Raw genomic sequence first — 16,027 nt, 5'->3', positions numbered from 1 at the left:
CGGCTACTTCCGAGGGGACACTTAACCCAACAGCGCCGGGGGCACACCAATTGTCTAGGAAATCAGCGGATTTGCTGCCGGTGGCATGGAAGACTGATTTTTCGGCCAATGCGAGGCAGTTCCCCGAACTGCTTCCTGCCCCGGTCACCACCGGCCTCGCCGTCTGAGCCCGGCGCTCCCGGCCCCGCAGAGAATGGCGCCGGATGAACTGCCACCCGGGCGGCAGTTCATCCGACGGGCAATCCGCCGCTAGGCTCAGAAGAGATCAGCCTTTCAGCCACAGGAGAACCTACGTGAACCCAGCGTCCGCTTCACCCGATCTTCTGCCTGCGCTGGGCCTGAGCTGGGGCATCAAGCGCAGCTTCATCGACTACATCACCAGCCTGCCGGACGGGTCCGTTTCGGCGACCGCCGGGGCGACCGTGGCCGAATCGTTCATGTTCTGCTTCAGCCCCGAATCGTCCGACTACGACGTCGCGCGCGGCACCGGCGTGCTGCGCTTCCGGGGTGACGTCCGGCTCGGCGGCCACCACGGCATGCTGCTGGTCCGGCTGCTGGACCCGTGGATTAGCTTCACGAGCGGCAGCGGCGTGCTCTCCATCAGCACCGGCGACGGCGGCGGCCAGGACCGCACCGTCGTCGGGTTCCTCAGCCCGTCGAAGCCCCGGGACGCCGACGGTCTCCTTGTCTGGGAACACGTCGACGTCGTCATTTCCCCGGAAGGGTCCGAACTCTTCGACGGCCAGTACGCCGCCGGGCAGCCGATGGATCCGCTGGTCATCCGGGTTACCAGCTAGGAAAACCGCGGCGATTGCGCCCCTGCCCCGCCAGCAGGTCCGGCTCAGGGCAACGACGGCATCCTAGGGCTTCAGACCAACCTTGATGCAGCCGTCCTCCTTTTTCTGGAACATTTCGTAGGCGGCAGCAGCGCCGTTGAGGGAGACCTCGTGCGTCTTCAGGTCCATGACGCCGAGCGGGTCGCTTGGGTCTTCCACGATCGGGAGCAACTCGTCCGTCCAGCGGCGGACGTTGCACTGGCCCATCCGGAACTGCAGCTGCTTGTCGAACATGGTGAGCAGCGGCATCGGGCTGGCTGTGCCCCCGTAGACGCCGCTGAGCGATACGGTGCCACCGCGGCGGACCGCATCGATGGACGCGTACAGGACCGACATGCGGTCCACACCGGCCGTCTCCCTCACCTTTTTGGCCAGCACGTCCGGCAGCAGGCCGACCGCGTTCTGGGCGAATGCGCCCACCGGGGAGCCGTGCGCGTCCATCCCCACGGCGTCGACGACGGCGTCGGGACCCCGGCCGTCGGTCAGCTCCCGGAGCTCGTTCCCGACGTCCTTGGTGAAGTCAATGGTCTCGATGCCGTGGCGCTGGGCCATCTGGCGGCGTTCGGGCACCGGTTCGACGGCGATGACCCGGTGCCCCAGATGGCGTCCGATCCGGCTCGCAAACTGGCCCACGGGGCCAAGACCGAAGACGGCCAGGGTTCCCCCGGTGGGGACGTCCGCGTACTTTACGCCCTGCCAGGCGGTGGGGAGGATGTCCGAGAGATAGAGATAGCGCTCGTCCGGCAGTTCGTGGCCCACCTTGATCGGGCCGTAGTCGGCGTGCGGAACCCGCAGAAATTCAGCCTGGCCACCGGGCACCGAGCCGTAGAGTTCGGAGAACCCGAAAAGGCTAGCGCCGCTGTTGTGGGAATGTACCTGCGTGGTCTCGCACTGGGACTGCAGCCCCCGCTTGCACATCCAGCAGTGCCCGCAGGAGATGTTAAACGGAATGACGACGCGGTCGCCGGGCTTGAGGTTCGTGACGTCCGCGCCAACTTAACGCGGCAGCCCGCACGGAACAAGCACCTAGGGGAGCTGAAGCCCGACATCGGACCCGGTGGCGGCCGCCGGACTCCTAAACTTGGGGCACCTGGGCAGCGGAACCGAAAAGCCAGCCGGAGACGTCGCTGCGCAGCACAAAATGCGGTCCACCCGTGGCACTGACACTGCCGGTGGGAACGTAGTAACCCCGGCCCGCACCCGGACCGCCCGCCGCACGGTCAAGGGCATCGGTGAGGTGCCGGGGCAGGTGACCTGCCGGTCCGAGGGCCCGGAGGCCGTCAAATTCCTCGGGCGAGAGCCTTCCGAGTACTGCGGCGATATCGGCCATCACGAATCCCTTCTGGCGGACGGTGCTTGAAGAATCAGCCTAGGACCGCCGCATGAACGCCACGTGAAATCCGGGCGACGATCATCGAACACCTGCAAAGCCCGGGCGGAATCCGCTAGTTGGCGTTGTGTGGGTGTGCGTATTGTGCGCGTCGGTGTTGCGAGTGTCACTGCACGCCGGCCCTCTACACCCAGCAAATTAACGGCTGGATGCTGTACCGTTCAATCCCGGGAAACCCAGAACAACGGAATCGAGAATTAACCAGGTGGCAACCGACTATGACGAAGTCCGATCCGACGTTGCGGAATCACGCAATGCCTCGCTGGAGGCCCTTCGCTCCGCGAACGCTCCGGACGCACGCAGCGTAACCCGCGAACTCGACGAGGCTGACACCTCCGAAGGCGTGGAATTGCCGGGCGCCGACTTGTCCGGCGAGGAACTGACGGTCACCGTCATTCCGCAGAAGGAAGACGAGTTCACCTGCTACTCATGCTTCCTGGTCCGGCACCGCTCGCAACTCGCCCGCGAGAAGGCAGGGCATGCGTACTGCGCTGACTGCATGAGCTAACCGGCGCCCGCTTCATATTTCCGCCACAACGCCGCCGGGCACGCCCCGGACGGCACGTTCCGCTACGCTCCTCATTGACGATGCGGCGTGTGCCGGCACGTAGCCGGAGGCGGAAACATGCGGAACTGGACCACGAGGCCGGAGGCCCCTCCACCGACCGTGGCTGACGCCGCTGCGGATGGGCACATTACTATCAACAGCTTCGGCACCGGCACGTCCGGTTCCGGAGCTGTTGCCGTTGGCACCGGAACTCCCCGACCCGCGCACAGCTGGAGTCTCAAGGCCGAATGGTCCAGGGCCTTCGCCCTGATGCTGGTGGCTCTGCTCGTGGGCGCCCTGGCAACGATCGTCGGCGTCAGGGGCGTCGGGGACCAGATCCAGGTAACGGCCGCCCGGCTCCAGGGCGAGTCGGATACCGTCGCGGAGTTGCGCTCCGCCCTCGATGCCCATGAACTCATCGGTCATCAGCTACTGTCCGGCGCCCCGGTCGACCGACAGGCGTTCCTCCAACAGCAGCAGGACCTTGCCCGCCGCTTCGAGGACGCCATCCGGTTCCTGCCCGTCGAGAGGGACATGAGCGCCGCCGCGAGCAAAGCCGGCGCGGAGTGGCAGCACGGCCTCGCGGAACACGGCCTGTGGGACAGCCAAGTGCAGGCCCTCACGGGAAACCGTGTGTCCGAGTCCCCGGCTCTCGCGGCGTCGGGCGCCGGCGTCCGTTCCCTGCTGGATGGGATCCAGCAGTCAGCCCTGGAGGCGATGGACTCCGGCCTGGCCTACAGTGCCGAACTACAGCAGATGGTGATCGCAGCCCGCAGCGCCTTGTTCGGGCTGGCGGCGGCCGGCGTCGTCTACTTCCGCAGCAGAATGGTCAGGTTCCTGATCCGGCCCATTGAGGGCCTGCACGGCGGCGTTGTCAAACTGCAGACCGGCGACTACAACCACCGCATCGACGTCGTCCGGCGAGACGAACTCGGCGAACTGGCCGAGGCGTTCAATTCCATGGCCGCCGCGGTCCACGACAGCCACCAGGCGCTGACCCACCGCGCCACTCATGATCCGCTGACCGGGCTGGCCAACCGTGCGGTGTTGGCGGAGCGTCTCGCGGCCTCCTTCAAGCCCGGCGCAGAACGCAGGGCCCGGCACGAGGCTCTGCTGATCATCGACGTCGACGACTTCAAGGAAGTCAACGACTCACTCGGCCATGAAGGCGGTGATGCGCTGCTGATCCAGCTCGCCGGCCGACTGCAGGGTTGCGTGCGGGCACACGACCTGGCCGCCCGCCTCGGCGGTGATGAGTTTGCGATCGTGGTCGGTGACGACGCCGACGGATCCGTCACAGCCGCGATCGCGGAACGGATTCATGACGTACTGCGGCCACCGTTTTCCATCGGCGAAGTCCGGTTGAAGGTTTCAGTGAGTATGGGCGCCGCCGTTCGCGGGCCCCTGACCGGAGAGCCTGCCGAGCTCTCGCGGCAGGCAGACTTCGCCATGTACATGGCCAAGCAGGGCGGCAAGGGACGCTACCAACGCTTCGACGCCGAGGGCTACGACAGGATGACGCAGCGGGCAGCCCTCCGCGCCGATCTCGCCACCGCAGTCACCGGGCGGCAGCTTCGACTCGAATACCAGCCGGTGGCCGACCTGCGCACCGGGGAAATCCTGGGCGTGGAGGCGCTGGTGCGCTGGGACCATCCCACGCTCGGGCTGCTGCAGCCCGCGGAGTTCATCTCCCTGGCCGAGGAGACCGGAGACATCGAAGCGATCGGCCGCTGGGTGTTGGGCACCGCGAGCCTGCAGGCCGCCAGCTGGCGGGCTGCGATGACGCACTGCGAAAACCTTTGGGTCTCCGTCAACCTCTCCACGCTCCAGTTGCCCAGCTCACGGAACCTGGCCGCGATCGAGGGCATCCTGCGGGATCCCGCCTCGCAGGCGGACAAGGTCGTCCTGGAGGTCACCGAAACGGCGTTGGCAAGCAGCATGGACGGTGGCATCACCGCGCTCAACCGGTTGAAGAGCCTCGGGGTCCGCATTGCCATCGACGACTTCGGGACCGGCTACTCGTCGCTGAGCACGCTGGCCGAGCTGCCCGCGGACGTCCTCAAGATCGACCGCTCCTTCCTCACCGGGGATGACGACGACGCGCCGTCCGCCGCGCTGCTTGAAGGCATCCTGGGGCTGGCGCACAAGCTCGACTTGGAGGCTATCGCCGAAGGCATCCAGGACGCCGGGCAACTGGCCCTGCTCCGTCGCCTGGGCTGCCGCCTGGGGCAGGGATATTTTCTGTCCCGCCCCGGACCCCCGCAGGCGATCGAGGCCCTTCTCGCCTCCGGTGCCCGGCTCCAGCCGTTGTCCGGAGAGCCGGCTTCAGACTCCTGAGGCCAGCCCGGCGTCCGGCTTGGAGCAGGAGCAGCCCACAGGTGTTCCACGACCGGCACCACTCAGCGCCGGGCGCGCTGCGCCAATGCGGCGTCGAGAACCGCGAGCAGCGCCGGTGTAGGACGCTGAACACTCGCCGCGTACCGGGTGTTTTTTCCGAGGTACTTCTTGATGAACGGGCACACCGGGACAATCTTCAATCCGGCGGCGACTGTCTCGTCCAGTGCCTGTGCCGCGAGCCGGCCGGCGAGCCCCTGACCGCCGTACTCCTCGTCGATGACGGTGTGGTAAAAAATCCGGCGGGCGTCGCCGTCGTCGACGTAAGCCGCCTGGCCGATGACCGTGTCGCCGTCGAGCACCTCGAAGCGCGGCCGGTCCGGATTGTTGCGGATGGTGATAGCGGTCAGCATCTGTCTCGTTTCACAGTGGGGTTGGCGGTCGGGTTGAGCCGGCTGGCCAGTGGACAGTCTCAGTCACGCGGGCGGAGCCGGGCGTTCGGGAGTGCAGGGGCCGGCAGCGGCGCGGGTTCACCCGCGGGAAAAGTGCCGAACCGCGGGGCCGCGGTGTCCGTCCCGGCGGCAGCGGGTGCGTCCTCGGCGCCGATTTCCGCCTGCCACTGTTCCCGGTACGCGACGATTTCTTCGTGGCTGCGTCCCACGAAGTTCCACCACATCACGATCTTCTCGCCCAGGGGTTCGCCTCCGATCAGCAGCACGCGCAACGGTTCGGCGCCGGCCGCCAGGGTCAGGGCGGGGTGCCCCGCCGGCAGGTAGGCGAGGTGGTCCTTGGCGACCGGGTGGCCATCGACCAGGAGGGACCCTGTGTCAACCAGCAGGCCATATTCAAAGGCCGGGTCGGTGTCCAGGCTCAGGGTGGCACCGGCCTCCAGCAGGATCTCAGCCCCGAGCAGCGGTGTGTGGGTGGTGACCGGTGAGGTGGCACCGGCGAGGGATCCCAGGAAGACCCGCATGATCCAGCCGGGCCCGGAGAGCGGATCCGGGCGGTAGTGCTCAAAGGTGGGCTCCATCTGCCGGGCACCGTCCGGCAGTGCCACCCACAGCTGCGCACCGTGCAGCACGTCGGTAGCGGGGGTGGAAAATTCCGAGTGGCTGATGCCTCGTCCGGCAGTCATCAGGTTGACCTCGCCGGGCCGCACCGCGGCGTGGAAACCGGCCGAGTCGCGGTGCTCAATCTCACCGGTAAACAGCCAACTGACCGTCTGCAGACCCGTGTGCGGGTGGCGCGGCACGTGCATGCCCCCGGACTCCCCGACCCTGTCCGGGCCGTAGTGGTCCAGGAAACACCAGGCGCCGATGAGGCTCCGCTGGCGCTGCGGCAGCGTGCGTCTGACATCCATGGCCCGCGGCCCGCCCAGCGGGACCTGCCGGGGCACAAGAATTTCCACCCCCACGCAGCTGTCGTCCGTTTCGCAGAGGATCTCCTGGGGTGCCACCTCGGTGTTGCTCATGGCAACAGCCTAGCCATCGCAGGGCGGTATCCGCAGCCTGCAAAGGCCTCATGATGGAGTTATGACCATCCCCGAGCTGCCCGTCACGATCACCGTGGGCGAATCCGCCGTTTCAGGCGTCTACGCCCGCCCCCGGGCGCCAGCCGCCACCCTGGTCGTCGCCCACGGGGCGGGGGCCGGCATGGAGCACCCGTTCCTGGCCGGGTTCACCCGCGCCCTGAACGAACTGGGGATCGCCACGCTCCGCTTCAACTTCCCCTACCGGGAGGCCGGACGCAAGTTCCCCGACAGGCCGCCGGCAGCGATTGCGGCCTGGCGCGCGGCCATGGCTGACGCCGCCGCCCGGTCGGCAGGCGAGCCGCTCTGGGCCGGGGGCAAGTCCTTCGGCGGGCGGATGGCCTCAATGGCGGTGGCCGAGGGGATGCCCTCGGCCGGACTCGTCTTCCTTGGCTACCCGCTCCACCCCCCGGGCAGGCCGGAGAAGCTTCGTGACGACCACCTCTACGGGCTGACAGTGCCGATCCTCTTCCTGCAGGGCACGCGCGACCCGTTTGCCACGCCTGAACTGCTGGAGGCCGTGGCGGCCCGGATCGGCCCGTCAGCAGCCCTTGAGTGGCGCGACGGCGGCAACCACACCTTCGATGTCAAAGGGACCAAGCGCAGCACCGAGGAGGTCGGGGCCTCACTGGCGGGATCCGCTGCGGCCTTCATCGCCGTGCACAGCCCCGGCTGACGCATCCGCTTACGTCAGATCCAGGCGGTCCTGGGCAGCAACGGTTCGGCGCCGCCGGGGCGCTGCACCAGAATCTGGTTGACGCCGGTCATTCCGGACTCGAAGCCCAGGGCACTGGCAGCCATGTAGAGCCGCCACACCCGGGCACGCCCTTCCCCGCCGAGCTGCACCGCCTCGCTCCAGTGCTCCTCGAGGTTCCGCACCCAGGCCCGCAGCGTCAGCGCGTAGTGCCGGCGCAGGGCCTCGACGTCGAGGATTTCCAGTCCGCCGGCCTCCAGCGCGCCCACCATCTCCGCCAGGGCCAGCATCTCGCCGTCCGGGAACACGTAGCGCGGGATGAAGGAGTTCGGATCCGGGGCGCTGGGCCCCGCGTTCCAGGAAATGGCGTGGTTGAGCAGCCGGCCGCCAGGCCGGAGCAGCCCGTGCAGCCTGGCGACGTACTCGGGCATCTGCTCGCGGCCCACATGCTCGGACATACCGATGGAGCTGATCGCGTCAAACGGCCCGTCGACGACATCGCGGTAGTCCTGGACGCGGATGGCTACCCGGTCGGTCAGGCCGGCCTCCGCCACCCGTTTGCCCGCCCTGGCCGCCTGTTCACCCGACAGCGTCACGCCCACGACGTCGACTCCGTAGTTCTGCGCCGCGTGCAGGGCGAAGCTCCCCCAGCCGCAGCCGACATCCAGCACCCTCATGCCGGGTTGCAGTCCCAGCTTCCGGCAGACCAGGTCGAGTTTGGCGTCCTGCGCGGCTTCCAGCCCGGTGCCTTCGTCCTGCCAGACCGCGCAGGAATAGACCATCGACGGGCCGAGGACAAGGGCGTAAAAGTCGTTGCCGACGTCGTAGTGGTGGGAGATGGCCGCTGCGTCACGCGTCCGTGTGTGCCGCCGGCCGGCTCGGACGATCCTGGCTTCCTCCGGCGGTGGCGCCGGGTTGGCGCCCAGGGCGCCGAGCAGGGCGGCGTTCTTGAGGATGGTCGCCAGTTCGCGGACAGTAGGAGACCGGAACGGCCCGGGCTCAGCGAACTTGCCGGCGGAGCCCAGCGCCGCGAAGCTCGCAAAAACGTCCCCCGGGGCGTCGATGTCCCCGGCAACGTAGGCGCGGCTGAGGCCGAGCTGCCCGGGCGACCACAGCATCCGGCGCAGGGCCCGCCGGGAGCGGAACTCGATGACCGGCGCGCCGGCTGGGCCGGCCTCCGAACCGTCCCAGGCCTTCAGCCGCAGCGGGATTTCCGCCGTGCCCAGGACGACGGAGAGCACTTCCGCCAGCCGTGGTGCCACCCCAGTCTTTTTCGTCACGATCATGGCCTTTCTGCCGGTGCGTTGGTCCGCTTCCAATCTATTTCGGCGGTCCGCAGCCGAACAGGGGCCGGATGGCCCTGCCGCGTGGCGGTTCAGGGGCCAACGCCCCTGGCGCTCCCCCGCGCGGGGCGCCTACGGTCGAGGCATGACTGAAGCTCTATCGTCCCTCGCAGAGACTTTCAAAAACGTCGGTGTGTCCAGGGCCTATGGCCCGGCGGTGACAGTGGACGGCGAAGAACTGATCCCGGTGGCCCTGGTCTCCTTCGGCTTCGGCGGCGGTGGGACCTCCGGCCCGCTTCCCGGCGGCGAAGCTGCCGGCGGGGACGCCGACGGCGCGGCCGCCGGAGGCGGCGGAGGCGGCTTTGTGCTCCCGCTGGGCGTGTACTGCCGGGGAAGTGACGGGCAGGTGGCGTTCCGGCCCAACAGCCTTGCCGTCCTTGCCGGGCTGGTTCCCCTCGTGTGTGCCGTCGGATTCGCGGTCCGCGGAGTGCTCCGCACCCTCCGCCGCCGCTGACTCCACCGCTGTCGCCGCCGCGGCGCCGGGACGCGGTGACGCTGCCGTGCCATTGAGTCGTATCCTCAGCCTGACTTGATCAGCGGCGCGGCAAGGTGGGCGGAGAGCCCGGACAGCAGGATGGTTATGCCCTCATCCAGCTCCGTGGCGCCGTCATAATCGGCCAGCTGGTGGGCCAGGGCACGAAGCCGCGGGAACTCCTTCGACGGAAGGCGGTGCAGGCCAAGCCGCAGCAAGGCCTCATTCTCGTCGGGGTCCACGATGAACTCCTGGAGTTCGTTGAGGATGTGCCCGTAGAGAAATCCGTAGTAGGCCCGGTAGACGTGCAGGGCATCGGAAGCCGCGAAGCCGGCGTCGATCAACAGACCCAGAATTTGCTCCAGCGGCCGGAGGGTGCCCAGCGGACGGAGACCCAGCGGGGTCGAGAGCGGACGGGTCACCAGCAGCGGAACCACATTGGGATGGCGGAGTGCGAGCAGCCGGAGGTCGTGGGCAATGCGCCGCAACTGTCCCTGCCAGTCCGGGTCGTCCCCGAAAATGGCCAGCTCGTCCAGCACGAGCTCGGTGACGCCGTCCAGGAGCGCCGCCCGGTTGGCTGCGTAACGGTACAGCCCCATCGGATCGCGGTGCAGGGCCTGCCCCAGCCGGCGCATGGTCAACGCCTCCAGCCCCTCGTCGTCCACAAGCTTCAGGGCCGCGGCCAGAACGACCTCACGGCTGAGCCGGTTCTTCCGGGCGCCACTGCCGGCGTCATCGCCTGCTGGTTGCTGCGGGGTTGTCATAGTGGGTGCCACTTCCTCAAGCTGTGGGCCAGGCGCCGCGACCGCGGCACCACTTGCCTAACCCGTAGTCTACGCCTAATATCTACAATGTAGACGTTCCCGGATGGCATATTCCGGGATTGAGTTCCACCGGCCCGTCCCCGGCCTTTCGGGATCGCCCGCTGACTGCCCCCGGGCACTGCGGGCCACCCTCGGCTCGGCTTTCGGGCCAACCGCTTCGGCGCCCTCGTGCGCGGCGCCGAGGAACACGCTGCTGTAGCCACACGGCAGCATTCACTGCACAGTACGGGAGAGAGCCGACCATGGCCGCTTCACTGACTGCCCCTGTCCACATCGACCGCTTCCTCGCCGAGGCAACCACCGAAGGAACCGACGACGGCAACTCGCTGAGGAAAGACCAGCTCTACGGTCTTTACATCAGCTGGTGCCTGCTGCACGACACCGCACCGCACCCGGTGTCCGGCTTTTGGGCCGCCTTGAAGGCGCACCGCATCAACCCCGGCCGCAGCCGGCTCCGCATGGCCGGACCGGCGGCCACCGACTACATCCTGGCGACGTATCCGGCCCTGAACTGAGCGGAGTCGGGACGGCACCTATCCTTGGGCGCGCCTGCACGGTGGACGGCACGGCGTGACAAACTGTGGGCGTGAACAACGCAATGGAAGAGCCCGCGGAGACGCTGCGGGATGCCGATGTACCGGAGTGGTGGAGGCGGCTCGGGCTCCCGGGCCTGATTGATATCCATACGCATTTCCTTCCGCAACGGATGCTGCGTCGGGTGTGGGCACACTTCGATGAAGCCGGCCCCCTCATCGGCCGCCCCTGGCCCATCACTTACCGCACGGACGAGGCGAGCAGGCTGGCCCGGCTGCGCCAGCTGGGCCTGCGCCATTTCACCGCGCTGACCTACGCGCACCGCCCGGGCATGGCGGCGGACCTCACCGACTTTGCCCTTGAGTTGGCCGCAGCAGAGCCCGACTGTGTCCCGAGCGCCACGTTCTTCCCCGAGGACGGTGTCCTGGATCAGGTGCGGTCGGCCTTGAAACGAGGCGCCAGGGTCTTCAAGATCCACGCGCAGGTGGGCGGATTCGATCTGCGCGAGCCTGTCCTCGACCCGGTCTGGGGCCTGCTCGCCGAGACCGGCGTTCCGGTCGTTGTGCATGTGGGCAGTGGACCGGTTCCGCGGCCCGGATTCACCGGCCCGGACAAGCTTGAGGGCGTTATGCGCCGCCATCCCCAGCTGACCGCCGTCGTCGCCCACCTGGGGGCCCCCGAGTATGGCGAGTTCCTGGACCTGGCCGAGAGGTACCCCCGCGTCCACCTGGACACCACCATGGTTTTCACGGACTTTTTCGAGGCCGCCGCACCCTTCCCGCACGAGCTCCTGCCGCGGCTGGCCGCGATGCCGGAGCGGATTGTGCTCGGCAGCGACTTCCCGAACATCCCGTATGCCTACGCCCATCAGCTGGAAGCCCTCGAACGCCTCCGCGACAAGGAACCCCGGCTCGACGACGGCTGGTTGCGTGCGGTCTGCTGGCACAACGGCCAGCGCCTGCTGGGCGTCTGACCCCGCCCTACTCCTTGGTCCTGGCCCGGCTGGGCTGCACCCGCATCGGCTCCCCCGGCATTTTCGGGAAGTCCGGCGGGAACGGCAGCTCACCGAGCCCGGCCTCGAGGTCACGTTCCCACCACTGCAGCAGCACGTCGATGGTGCCCGGCTTCGCCTGCATCTCCGCCCACGGGTCTCCGGTGGCCTTGAGCCGCTGCGGCACCGTGATGATGGTGAAGTCCTTCGTGGTGACGTGCTCCAGCTCCTCCCAGCCGATCGGGCAGGAAACCGTGGCACCGGGCAGGGCCCGTGGACTGTAGGCCCCGGCCATCGTGCGGTCGCGGTTCGCCTGGTTGAAGTCGACGAAGATCCTCGCGCCGCGTTCTTCTTTCCACCAGGCAGTAGTGACCTTGTCCGGCATCCGCCGCTCAAGTTCACGGGCGGCGGCGATCACGGCATGCCGGACCTCAAGGAACTCACGGCTGGGTTCGATCGGGGAGAACACATGCAGCCCCCGGCTGCCGGAGGTCTTGATGAAGGACTCCAGCCCGGCCTCGGACAGGACGGAGCGCAGTTCCAGGGCGGCGGGCACGGCCTCCTCGAATCCGGTGCCCGGCTGCGGGTCGAGGTCGATCCGGAGCTGGTCCGGGTTGTCCGGGTTGCCGGCCCGTGAGGCCCAGGGGTGGAACACCACCGTGTTCATCTGCACGGCCCAGACCGCGGCCGCAATCTCGTCGATTACGAGCTGCGGATGCGAGCGTCCGCTGGGATAGACCACCGTCACTGAACGCACAAAGTCAGGGGCGCCCCGCGGCGGATTCTTCGAGAAGAACTGTTCCCCGTCGATGTTGCCGCCGAACCGCTGGAGCGTTACGGGACGGCTGCCATTCGCCGCCAGAAACGCGTCCGCGACGTCGACAACGTACCGGGCGAGGTCCAGCTTCGTGAGCCCGAGCTGCGGCCACAGGACCCTGCTGGGGCTGGAAATCCGCAGGTCCCGCTTTCCGGTGGGGCTGTCGACCGTGATGGTCACTTCTTCCTTGGCCATGGGGACAAGGTACTCCCCGACCAGGGACAACTGAATAGCCCGGCCGCCGCAGAAACGAATCTATCGACAAAGTTCGATATACTGGTCACGCATTCACTTGCACCTAGGCCAAGGAGAACCACATGCCTGCTATCCACATCTACGAATCCGCCCTGTGCTGCGACACCGGCGTCTGTGGCCCCGACGTCGACCAGTCACTCCTTAAGGTCACCGCCGACGTGCGGCACCTCCAGAGCCTCGGGGCTGACATCGCGCGCCACAACCTTGCGAGCGATCCCACCGCCTTCGCCGCTGACGAGTCCGTCCGCGGCTTCCTGCACACCGTCGGTTCCAAAGGGCTTCCCCTGACCATGGTCGACGGCGTCACGGTGACGATCGGCAGCTACCCGAACCGCGAGCAGCTGCTCAGCTTCGCCGGCCTCGCCGACGAGGCCCCGGCAGAGGACCGAACCCGCCCGGAGCTTGGCCTCAGCGAGAAATCCGGCGGCTGCTGCGGCGGCTCAACGAGCTGCTGCTAGACCGGCATGAAGTTCCTCGAGAACACGCCCCGCTTCCTGTTCTTCACCGGCAAGGGCGGCGTGGGCAAGACCTCCGTGGCCTGCGCCACCGCCCTGAGCCTGGCCGGGGCCGGCAAGCAGGTCCTCCTGGTCAGCACCGACCCCGCGTCCAACGTGGGGCAGGTTTTCGGCGTCACCATCGGGAACACCATCACGCCCCTTCCGGCGGCGCCCGGCCTGGCCGCGCTGGAGATTGATCCGGAACAGGCCGCCGCCGCGTACCGGGAGCGGATCATCGCCCCCGTCCGGGGACTCCTGCCGGAGAGCGAACTGGCGAGCATCGCCGAGGGGCTTTCAGGCTCCTGCACGACGGAAGTTGCCTCGTTCGACGAGTTCACCAACCTGCTCGCCGACGACGCGGCCTATGGGGCGTACGACCACATTGTTTTTGACACCGCACCCACCGGCCACACCATCCGGCTGCTGCAGCTGCCCGGGTCGTGGACTGACTTCCTCGACGCGGGCAGGGGCGATCCGTCCTGCCTTGGCCCGCTGTCCGGGCTGGAGAAACACAAGCAGGTTTACGCCAAAGCCGTCCAGACCCTCACCGACCCCGCCCGAACGCGCCTCGTGCTGGTCGCACGGGCGCAGACCTCCTCGCTGACGGAGATCGAGCGGACCTTCCAGGAACTCAACCAGATCGGTATCGCCGGCGGGTTCGTCGTCATCAACGGCGTCCTGCCGCACAGCGTCGGGGACGAACCGCTGGCACAGGCCGTGCGGGGCCGCGAAACCGCGGCCATCGCCGCGATGTCAGGCAGTATTGCCGCGCTCCCCCGCGACGTCCTGGAGCTGAAAGCCGGCAACATGGTCGGCATTCCGGCGCTGGAAACCCTGTTCGTGCCGGGCAGTTTTGCGCCCATGGCCGCGCCGCCCGCGGCGGAACTTGAAGACGCCGCCCTGTCGGATCTTGTCGCCGAAATGGAACGCGATGGCCACGGACTCGTGATGTGCATGGGCAAGGGCGGTGTCGGCAAGACCACCGTCGCTGCGGCGCTCGCGGTTGCCCTGGCCAACCGTGGCCACGCCGTGCACCTCACCACCACCGATCCCGCGGCGCATCTCACCGAAACGCTGCATGGTGCCGTGCCGGGCCTGAAGGTTTCACGCATCGATCCGGTCGCCGCGATCCAGGAGTACCGGGACCACGTGATGACCACCAAGGGCCACAGCCTCGACGCCGACGGGCGTGCCGCCCTCGCCGAGGACCTGCTGTCCCCGTGCACCGACGAGGTGGCTGTCTTCCGGCAATTTTCCCGGGTGGTCCAGGAATCCCGCCGCAATTTCGTGGTGATGGACACCGCGCCGACCGGACACACGCTCCTGCTTCTGGACGCCACCGGGTCGTACCACCGCGAGATCGCACGGCAGGTCGGCAGCACCATGGGGTTCGTGACCCCGCTGATGCGGCTTCAGGATCCGGCCCAGACCAAGGTCCTGCTCATCACCCTCGCCGAAACCACTCCGGTCCTGGAGGCCCAGGGGCTGCAGGAGGACCTGGAACGGGCAGGTATCCACCCGTGGGCCTGGGTGGTCAACAACTCCATTGCCGCCGCCCGCCCACAGACCCCGTTCCTGCAGGCCCGGGCCGCCGCCGAGATCCCGGAAATCACCAGGGTCCGCGCCCTGGCCGACCGGATCGCCCTTGTGCCCCTGCTGGCCACGGAACCGATCGGCGAAGAGAAGCTCACGGCCCTGACGGCCATACCGCAGCCGGTCTGAGGTCCCGGAGGTGTTTCCCCAGCGTTCATCTTCCCCGGCGGCGCACAGATTGACATTCATCGATGTGATTTGGAAGAGTTCATATCGACATTCATCAATTTAGCGTACCGTTGAGCAGCACAGGAGCCCCGTGAGCATCCAGACCGACCCGTCGCCCACCCTTGATGGCGAGGCTGCCGTCGTCGGCAAGCTCTCCACGCTCGACCGCTTCCTGCCGGTGTGGATCGTTGCCGCCATGGTGCTGGGCCTGCTCCTGGGCAGCTTCATCCCGGGGCTCAATACCGCGTTGGAGACCGTCAAGATCGGCCAGGTTTCGCTGCCGATCGCGGTCGGCCTGCTGGTGATGATGTATCCCGTTCTCGCGAAGGTCCGCTACGACCAGGCCCACCGCGTGATCGGCGACCGCAAGCTGATGGTCACATCACTGGTGCTGAACTGGGTGCTGGCGCCGGCGTTCATGTTTGCCCTGGCCTGGATCTTCATCCCGGACCTGCCCGAGTACCGGACCGGCCTGATCATCGTGGGGCTGGCCCGCTGCATTGCCATGGTGATGATCTGGAATGACCTCGCGTGCGGTGACCGCGAAGCCGCCGCCGTCCTCGTGGCCATCAATTCCGTCTTCCAGGTCATCGCGTTCGGCGCGCTCGGCTGGTTCTACCTGCAGCTGCTGCCGGAATGGCTGGGCCTGCCCACCACCAGCGCGGACTTCTCCTTCTGGGCCATCACCGCTTCGGTGCTCGTGTTCCTGGGGATTCCGCTGCTGGCCGGCTTCCTCACACGCACCATCGGCGAAAAGGCAAAGGGCCGCGACTGGTACGAAGGAACGTTCCTGCCCAAGCTCGGCCCGTGGGCGCTGTACGGCCTGCTTTTCACGATCACCCTGCTCTTCGCACTGCAGGGCGGCACCATCACCTCCCGTCCGCTCGACGTCGTCCGGATCGCGCTGCCGCTGCTGGTGTACTTCCTCGTCGTCTTCGGCGCCGGCATGGTGATCGGAAAGTGGCTGGACCTCGGCTACGCCAAGACCACCACCCTGGCGTTCACCGCCGCGGGCAACAACTTTGAACTCGCCATCGCCGTGGCGATCGGAACTTTCGGCGTCACCTCCGGCCAGGCGCTGGCCGGCGTCGTTGGCCCCTTGATCGAAGTCCCGGTTCTTGTTGGACTGGTCTATGTGGCCCTGTGGGCCCGCAAACGCTACTTCACACCCGCCGCCGTCGTGCGCTGAATTTTCACCCCGTCA

16 protein-coding genes and 1 pseudogene are annotated in these 16,027 nt (G+C 67.7%); 10 read left to right on the top strand and 7 right to left on the bottom strand.

Features of this window, described 5'->3' with window-relative positions:
- Positions 1-293: 293 nt before the first annotated feature.
- Positions 294-797 carry an HtaA domain-containing protein gene (locus ABIB29_RS04375; RefSeq protein WP_354170433.1) on the top strand — a complete coding sequence of 168 codons (504 nt, stop codon included), beginning with the start codon at positions 294-296 and terminating at the stop codon, positions 795-797.
- A gap of 63 nt (positions 798-860) precedes the next feature.
- Here the strand turns inward: ABIB29_RS04375 and ABIB29_RS04370 are convergent.
- Positions 861-1,832: pseudogene (locus tag ABIB29_RS04370) on the bottom strand (zinc-binding dehydrogenase); the annotation flags it as partial.
- A 79-nt stretch (positions 1,833-1,911) separates the two neighbouring features.
- Complete coding sequence (locus ABIB29_RS04365; RefSeq protein WP_354170432.1) at positions 1,912-2,166, bottom strand: hypothetical protein; 255 nt, start codon at positions 2,164-2,166, stop codon at positions 1,912-1,914.
- A 265-nt stretch (positions 2,167-2,431) separates the two neighbouring features.
- On the opposite strand from ABIB29_RS04365, the gene ABIB29_RS04360 reads away from it, so the two are divergent.
- Positions 2,432-2,734, top strand: coding sequence for a DUF4193 domain-containing protein (locus ABIB29_RS04360; protein WP_346926970.1), 303 nt, complete (start codon positions 2,432-2,434; stop codon positions 2,732-2,734).
- A 159-nt stretch (positions 2,735-2,893) separates the two neighbouring features.
- The gene (locus tag ABIB29_RS04355; RefSeq protein WP_354170429.1) at positions 2,894-5,110 is read left to right on the top strand and encodes a putative bifunctional diguanylate cyclase/phosphodiesterase; all 2,217 of its coding nucleotides are present in this window, start codon (positions 2,894-2,896) and stop codon (positions 5,108-5,110) included.
- Positions 5,111-5,172: 62 nt separating this feature from the next.
- Here the strand turns inward: ABIB29_RS04355 and ABIB29_RS04350 are convergent, their stop codons facing one another.
- Together ABIB29_RS04350 and ABIB29_RS04345 are read right to left on the bottom strand one after the other, a co-directional pair.
- Positions 5,173-5,517: a GNAT family N-acetyltransferase gene (locus tag ABIB29_RS04350; RefSeq protein WP_354171060.1), complete on the bottom strand. Its 345-nt coding sequence runs from the start codon at positions 5,515-5,517 to the stop codon at positions 5,173-5,175.
- Positions 5,518-5,579: 62 nt separating this feature from the next.
- Positions 5,580-6,578 carry a pirin family protein gene (locus ABIB29_RS04345; protein ID WP_354170428.1) on the bottom strand — a complete coding sequence of 333 codons (999 nt, stop codon included), beginning with the start codon at positions 6,576-6,578 and terminating at the stop codon, positions 5,580-5,582.
- 61 nt (positions 6,579-6,639) lie between these two features.
- Between ABIB29_RS04345 and ABIB29_RS04340 the strand changes: the two genes are divergently transcribed.
- Positions 6,640-7,311, top strand: coding sequence for an alpha/beta hydrolase family protein (locus ABIB29_RS04340; protein ID WP_354170426.1), 672 nt, complete (start codon positions 6,640-6,642; stop codon positions 7,309-7,311).
- A gap of 14 nt (positions 7,312-7,325) precedes the next feature.
- On the opposite strand, the gene ABIB29_RS04335 is transcribed toward ABIB29_RS04340, so the two are convergent.
- Positions 7,326-8,615, bottom strand: a complete 1,290-nt coding sequence (locus ABIB29_RS04335; protein ID WP_354170424.1) for a class I SAM-dependent methyltransferase — start codon at positions 8,613-8,615, stop codon at positions 7,326-7,328.
- 142 nt (positions 8,616-8,757) lie between these two features.
- Between ABIB29_RS04335 and ABIB29_RS04330 the strand changes: the two genes are divergently transcribed.
- Complete coding sequence (locus ABIB29_RS04330; RefSeq protein ID WP_354170422.1) at positions 8,758-9,126, top strand: hypothetical protein; 369 nt, start codon at positions 8,758-8,760, stop codon at positions 9,124-9,126.
- A 65-nt stretch (positions 9,127-9,191) separates the two neighbouring features.
- On the opposite strand, the gene ABIB29_RS04325 is transcribed toward ABIB29_RS04330, so the two are convergent.
- Entirely contained in the window at positions 9,192-9,908 is a 717-nt protein-coding gene (locus tag ABIB29_RS04325) for a TetR/AcrR family transcriptional regulator C-terminal domain-containing protein (RefSeq protein WP_354170420.1), read from the bottom strand.
- A gap of 302 nt (positions 9,909-10,210) precedes the next feature.
- Between ABIB29_RS04325 and ABIB29_RS04320 the strand changes: the two genes are divergently transcribed.
- Positions 10,211-10,483 (top strand): hypothetical protein, encoded by a 273-nt coding sequence (locus ABIB29_RS04320; protein ID WP_354170419.1) that lies wholly within the window; start codon positions 10,211-10,213, stop codon positions 10,481-10,483.
- 71 nt (positions 10,484-10,554) lie between these two features.
- Positions 10,555-11,475, top strand: coding sequence for an amidohydrolase family protein (locus ABIB29_RS04315; protein ID WP_354170417.1), 921 nt, complete (start codon positions 10,555-10,557; stop codon positions 11,473-11,475).
- A gap of 7 nt (positions 11,476-11,482) precedes the next feature.
- Here the strand turns inward: ABIB29_RS04315 and ligD are convergent, their stop codons facing one another.
- The gene (gene ligD, locus ABIB29_RS04310) at positions 11,483-12,505 is read right to left on the bottom strand and encodes a non-homologous end-joining DNA ligase (RefSeq protein ID WP_354170415.1); all 1,023 of its coding nucleotides are present in this window, start codon (positions 12,503-12,505) and stop codon (positions 11,483-11,485) included.
- A 122-nt stretch (positions 12,506-12,627) separates the two neighbouring features.
- Between ligD and arsD the strand changes: the two genes are divergently transcribed.
- From arsD to arsB, 3 genes are all read left to right on the top strand, one after another.
- Positions 12,628-13,023 (top strand): arsenite efflux transporter metallochaperone ArsD, encoded by a 396-nt coding sequence (gene arsD / locus ABIB29_RS04305; RefSeq protein ID WP_354170413.1) that lies wholly within the window; start codon positions 12,628-12,630, stop codon positions 13,021-13,023.
- 6 nt (positions 13,024-13,029) lie between these two features.
- Complete coding sequence (gene arsA / locus ABIB29_RS04300) at positions 13,030-14,784, top strand: arsenical pump-driving ATPase (RefSeq protein ID WP_354170411.1); 1,755 nt, start codon at positions 13,030-13,032, stop codon at positions 14,782-14,784.
- Positions 14,785-14,920: 136 nt separating this feature from the next.
- Positions 14,921-16,012, top strand: coding sequence for an ACR3 family arsenite efflux transporter (arsB, locus tag ABIB29_RS04295; RefSeq protein WP_502915559.1), 1,092 nt, complete (start codon positions 14,921-14,923; stop codon positions 16,010-16,012).
- Positions 16,013-16,027 lie beyond the last annotated feature (15 nt).

It is taken from the genome of Arthrobacter sp. UYEF36, from assembly GCF_040547025.1.
In the GTDB taxonomy this organism is placed as follows: Bacteria; Actinomycetota; Actinomycetes; order Actinomycetales; family Micrococcaceae; genus Arthrobacter.
The sequence above is the reverse complement of the archived record's forward strand: the minus strand, read 5'-3'. Positions and strand labels throughout refer to the sequence as shown.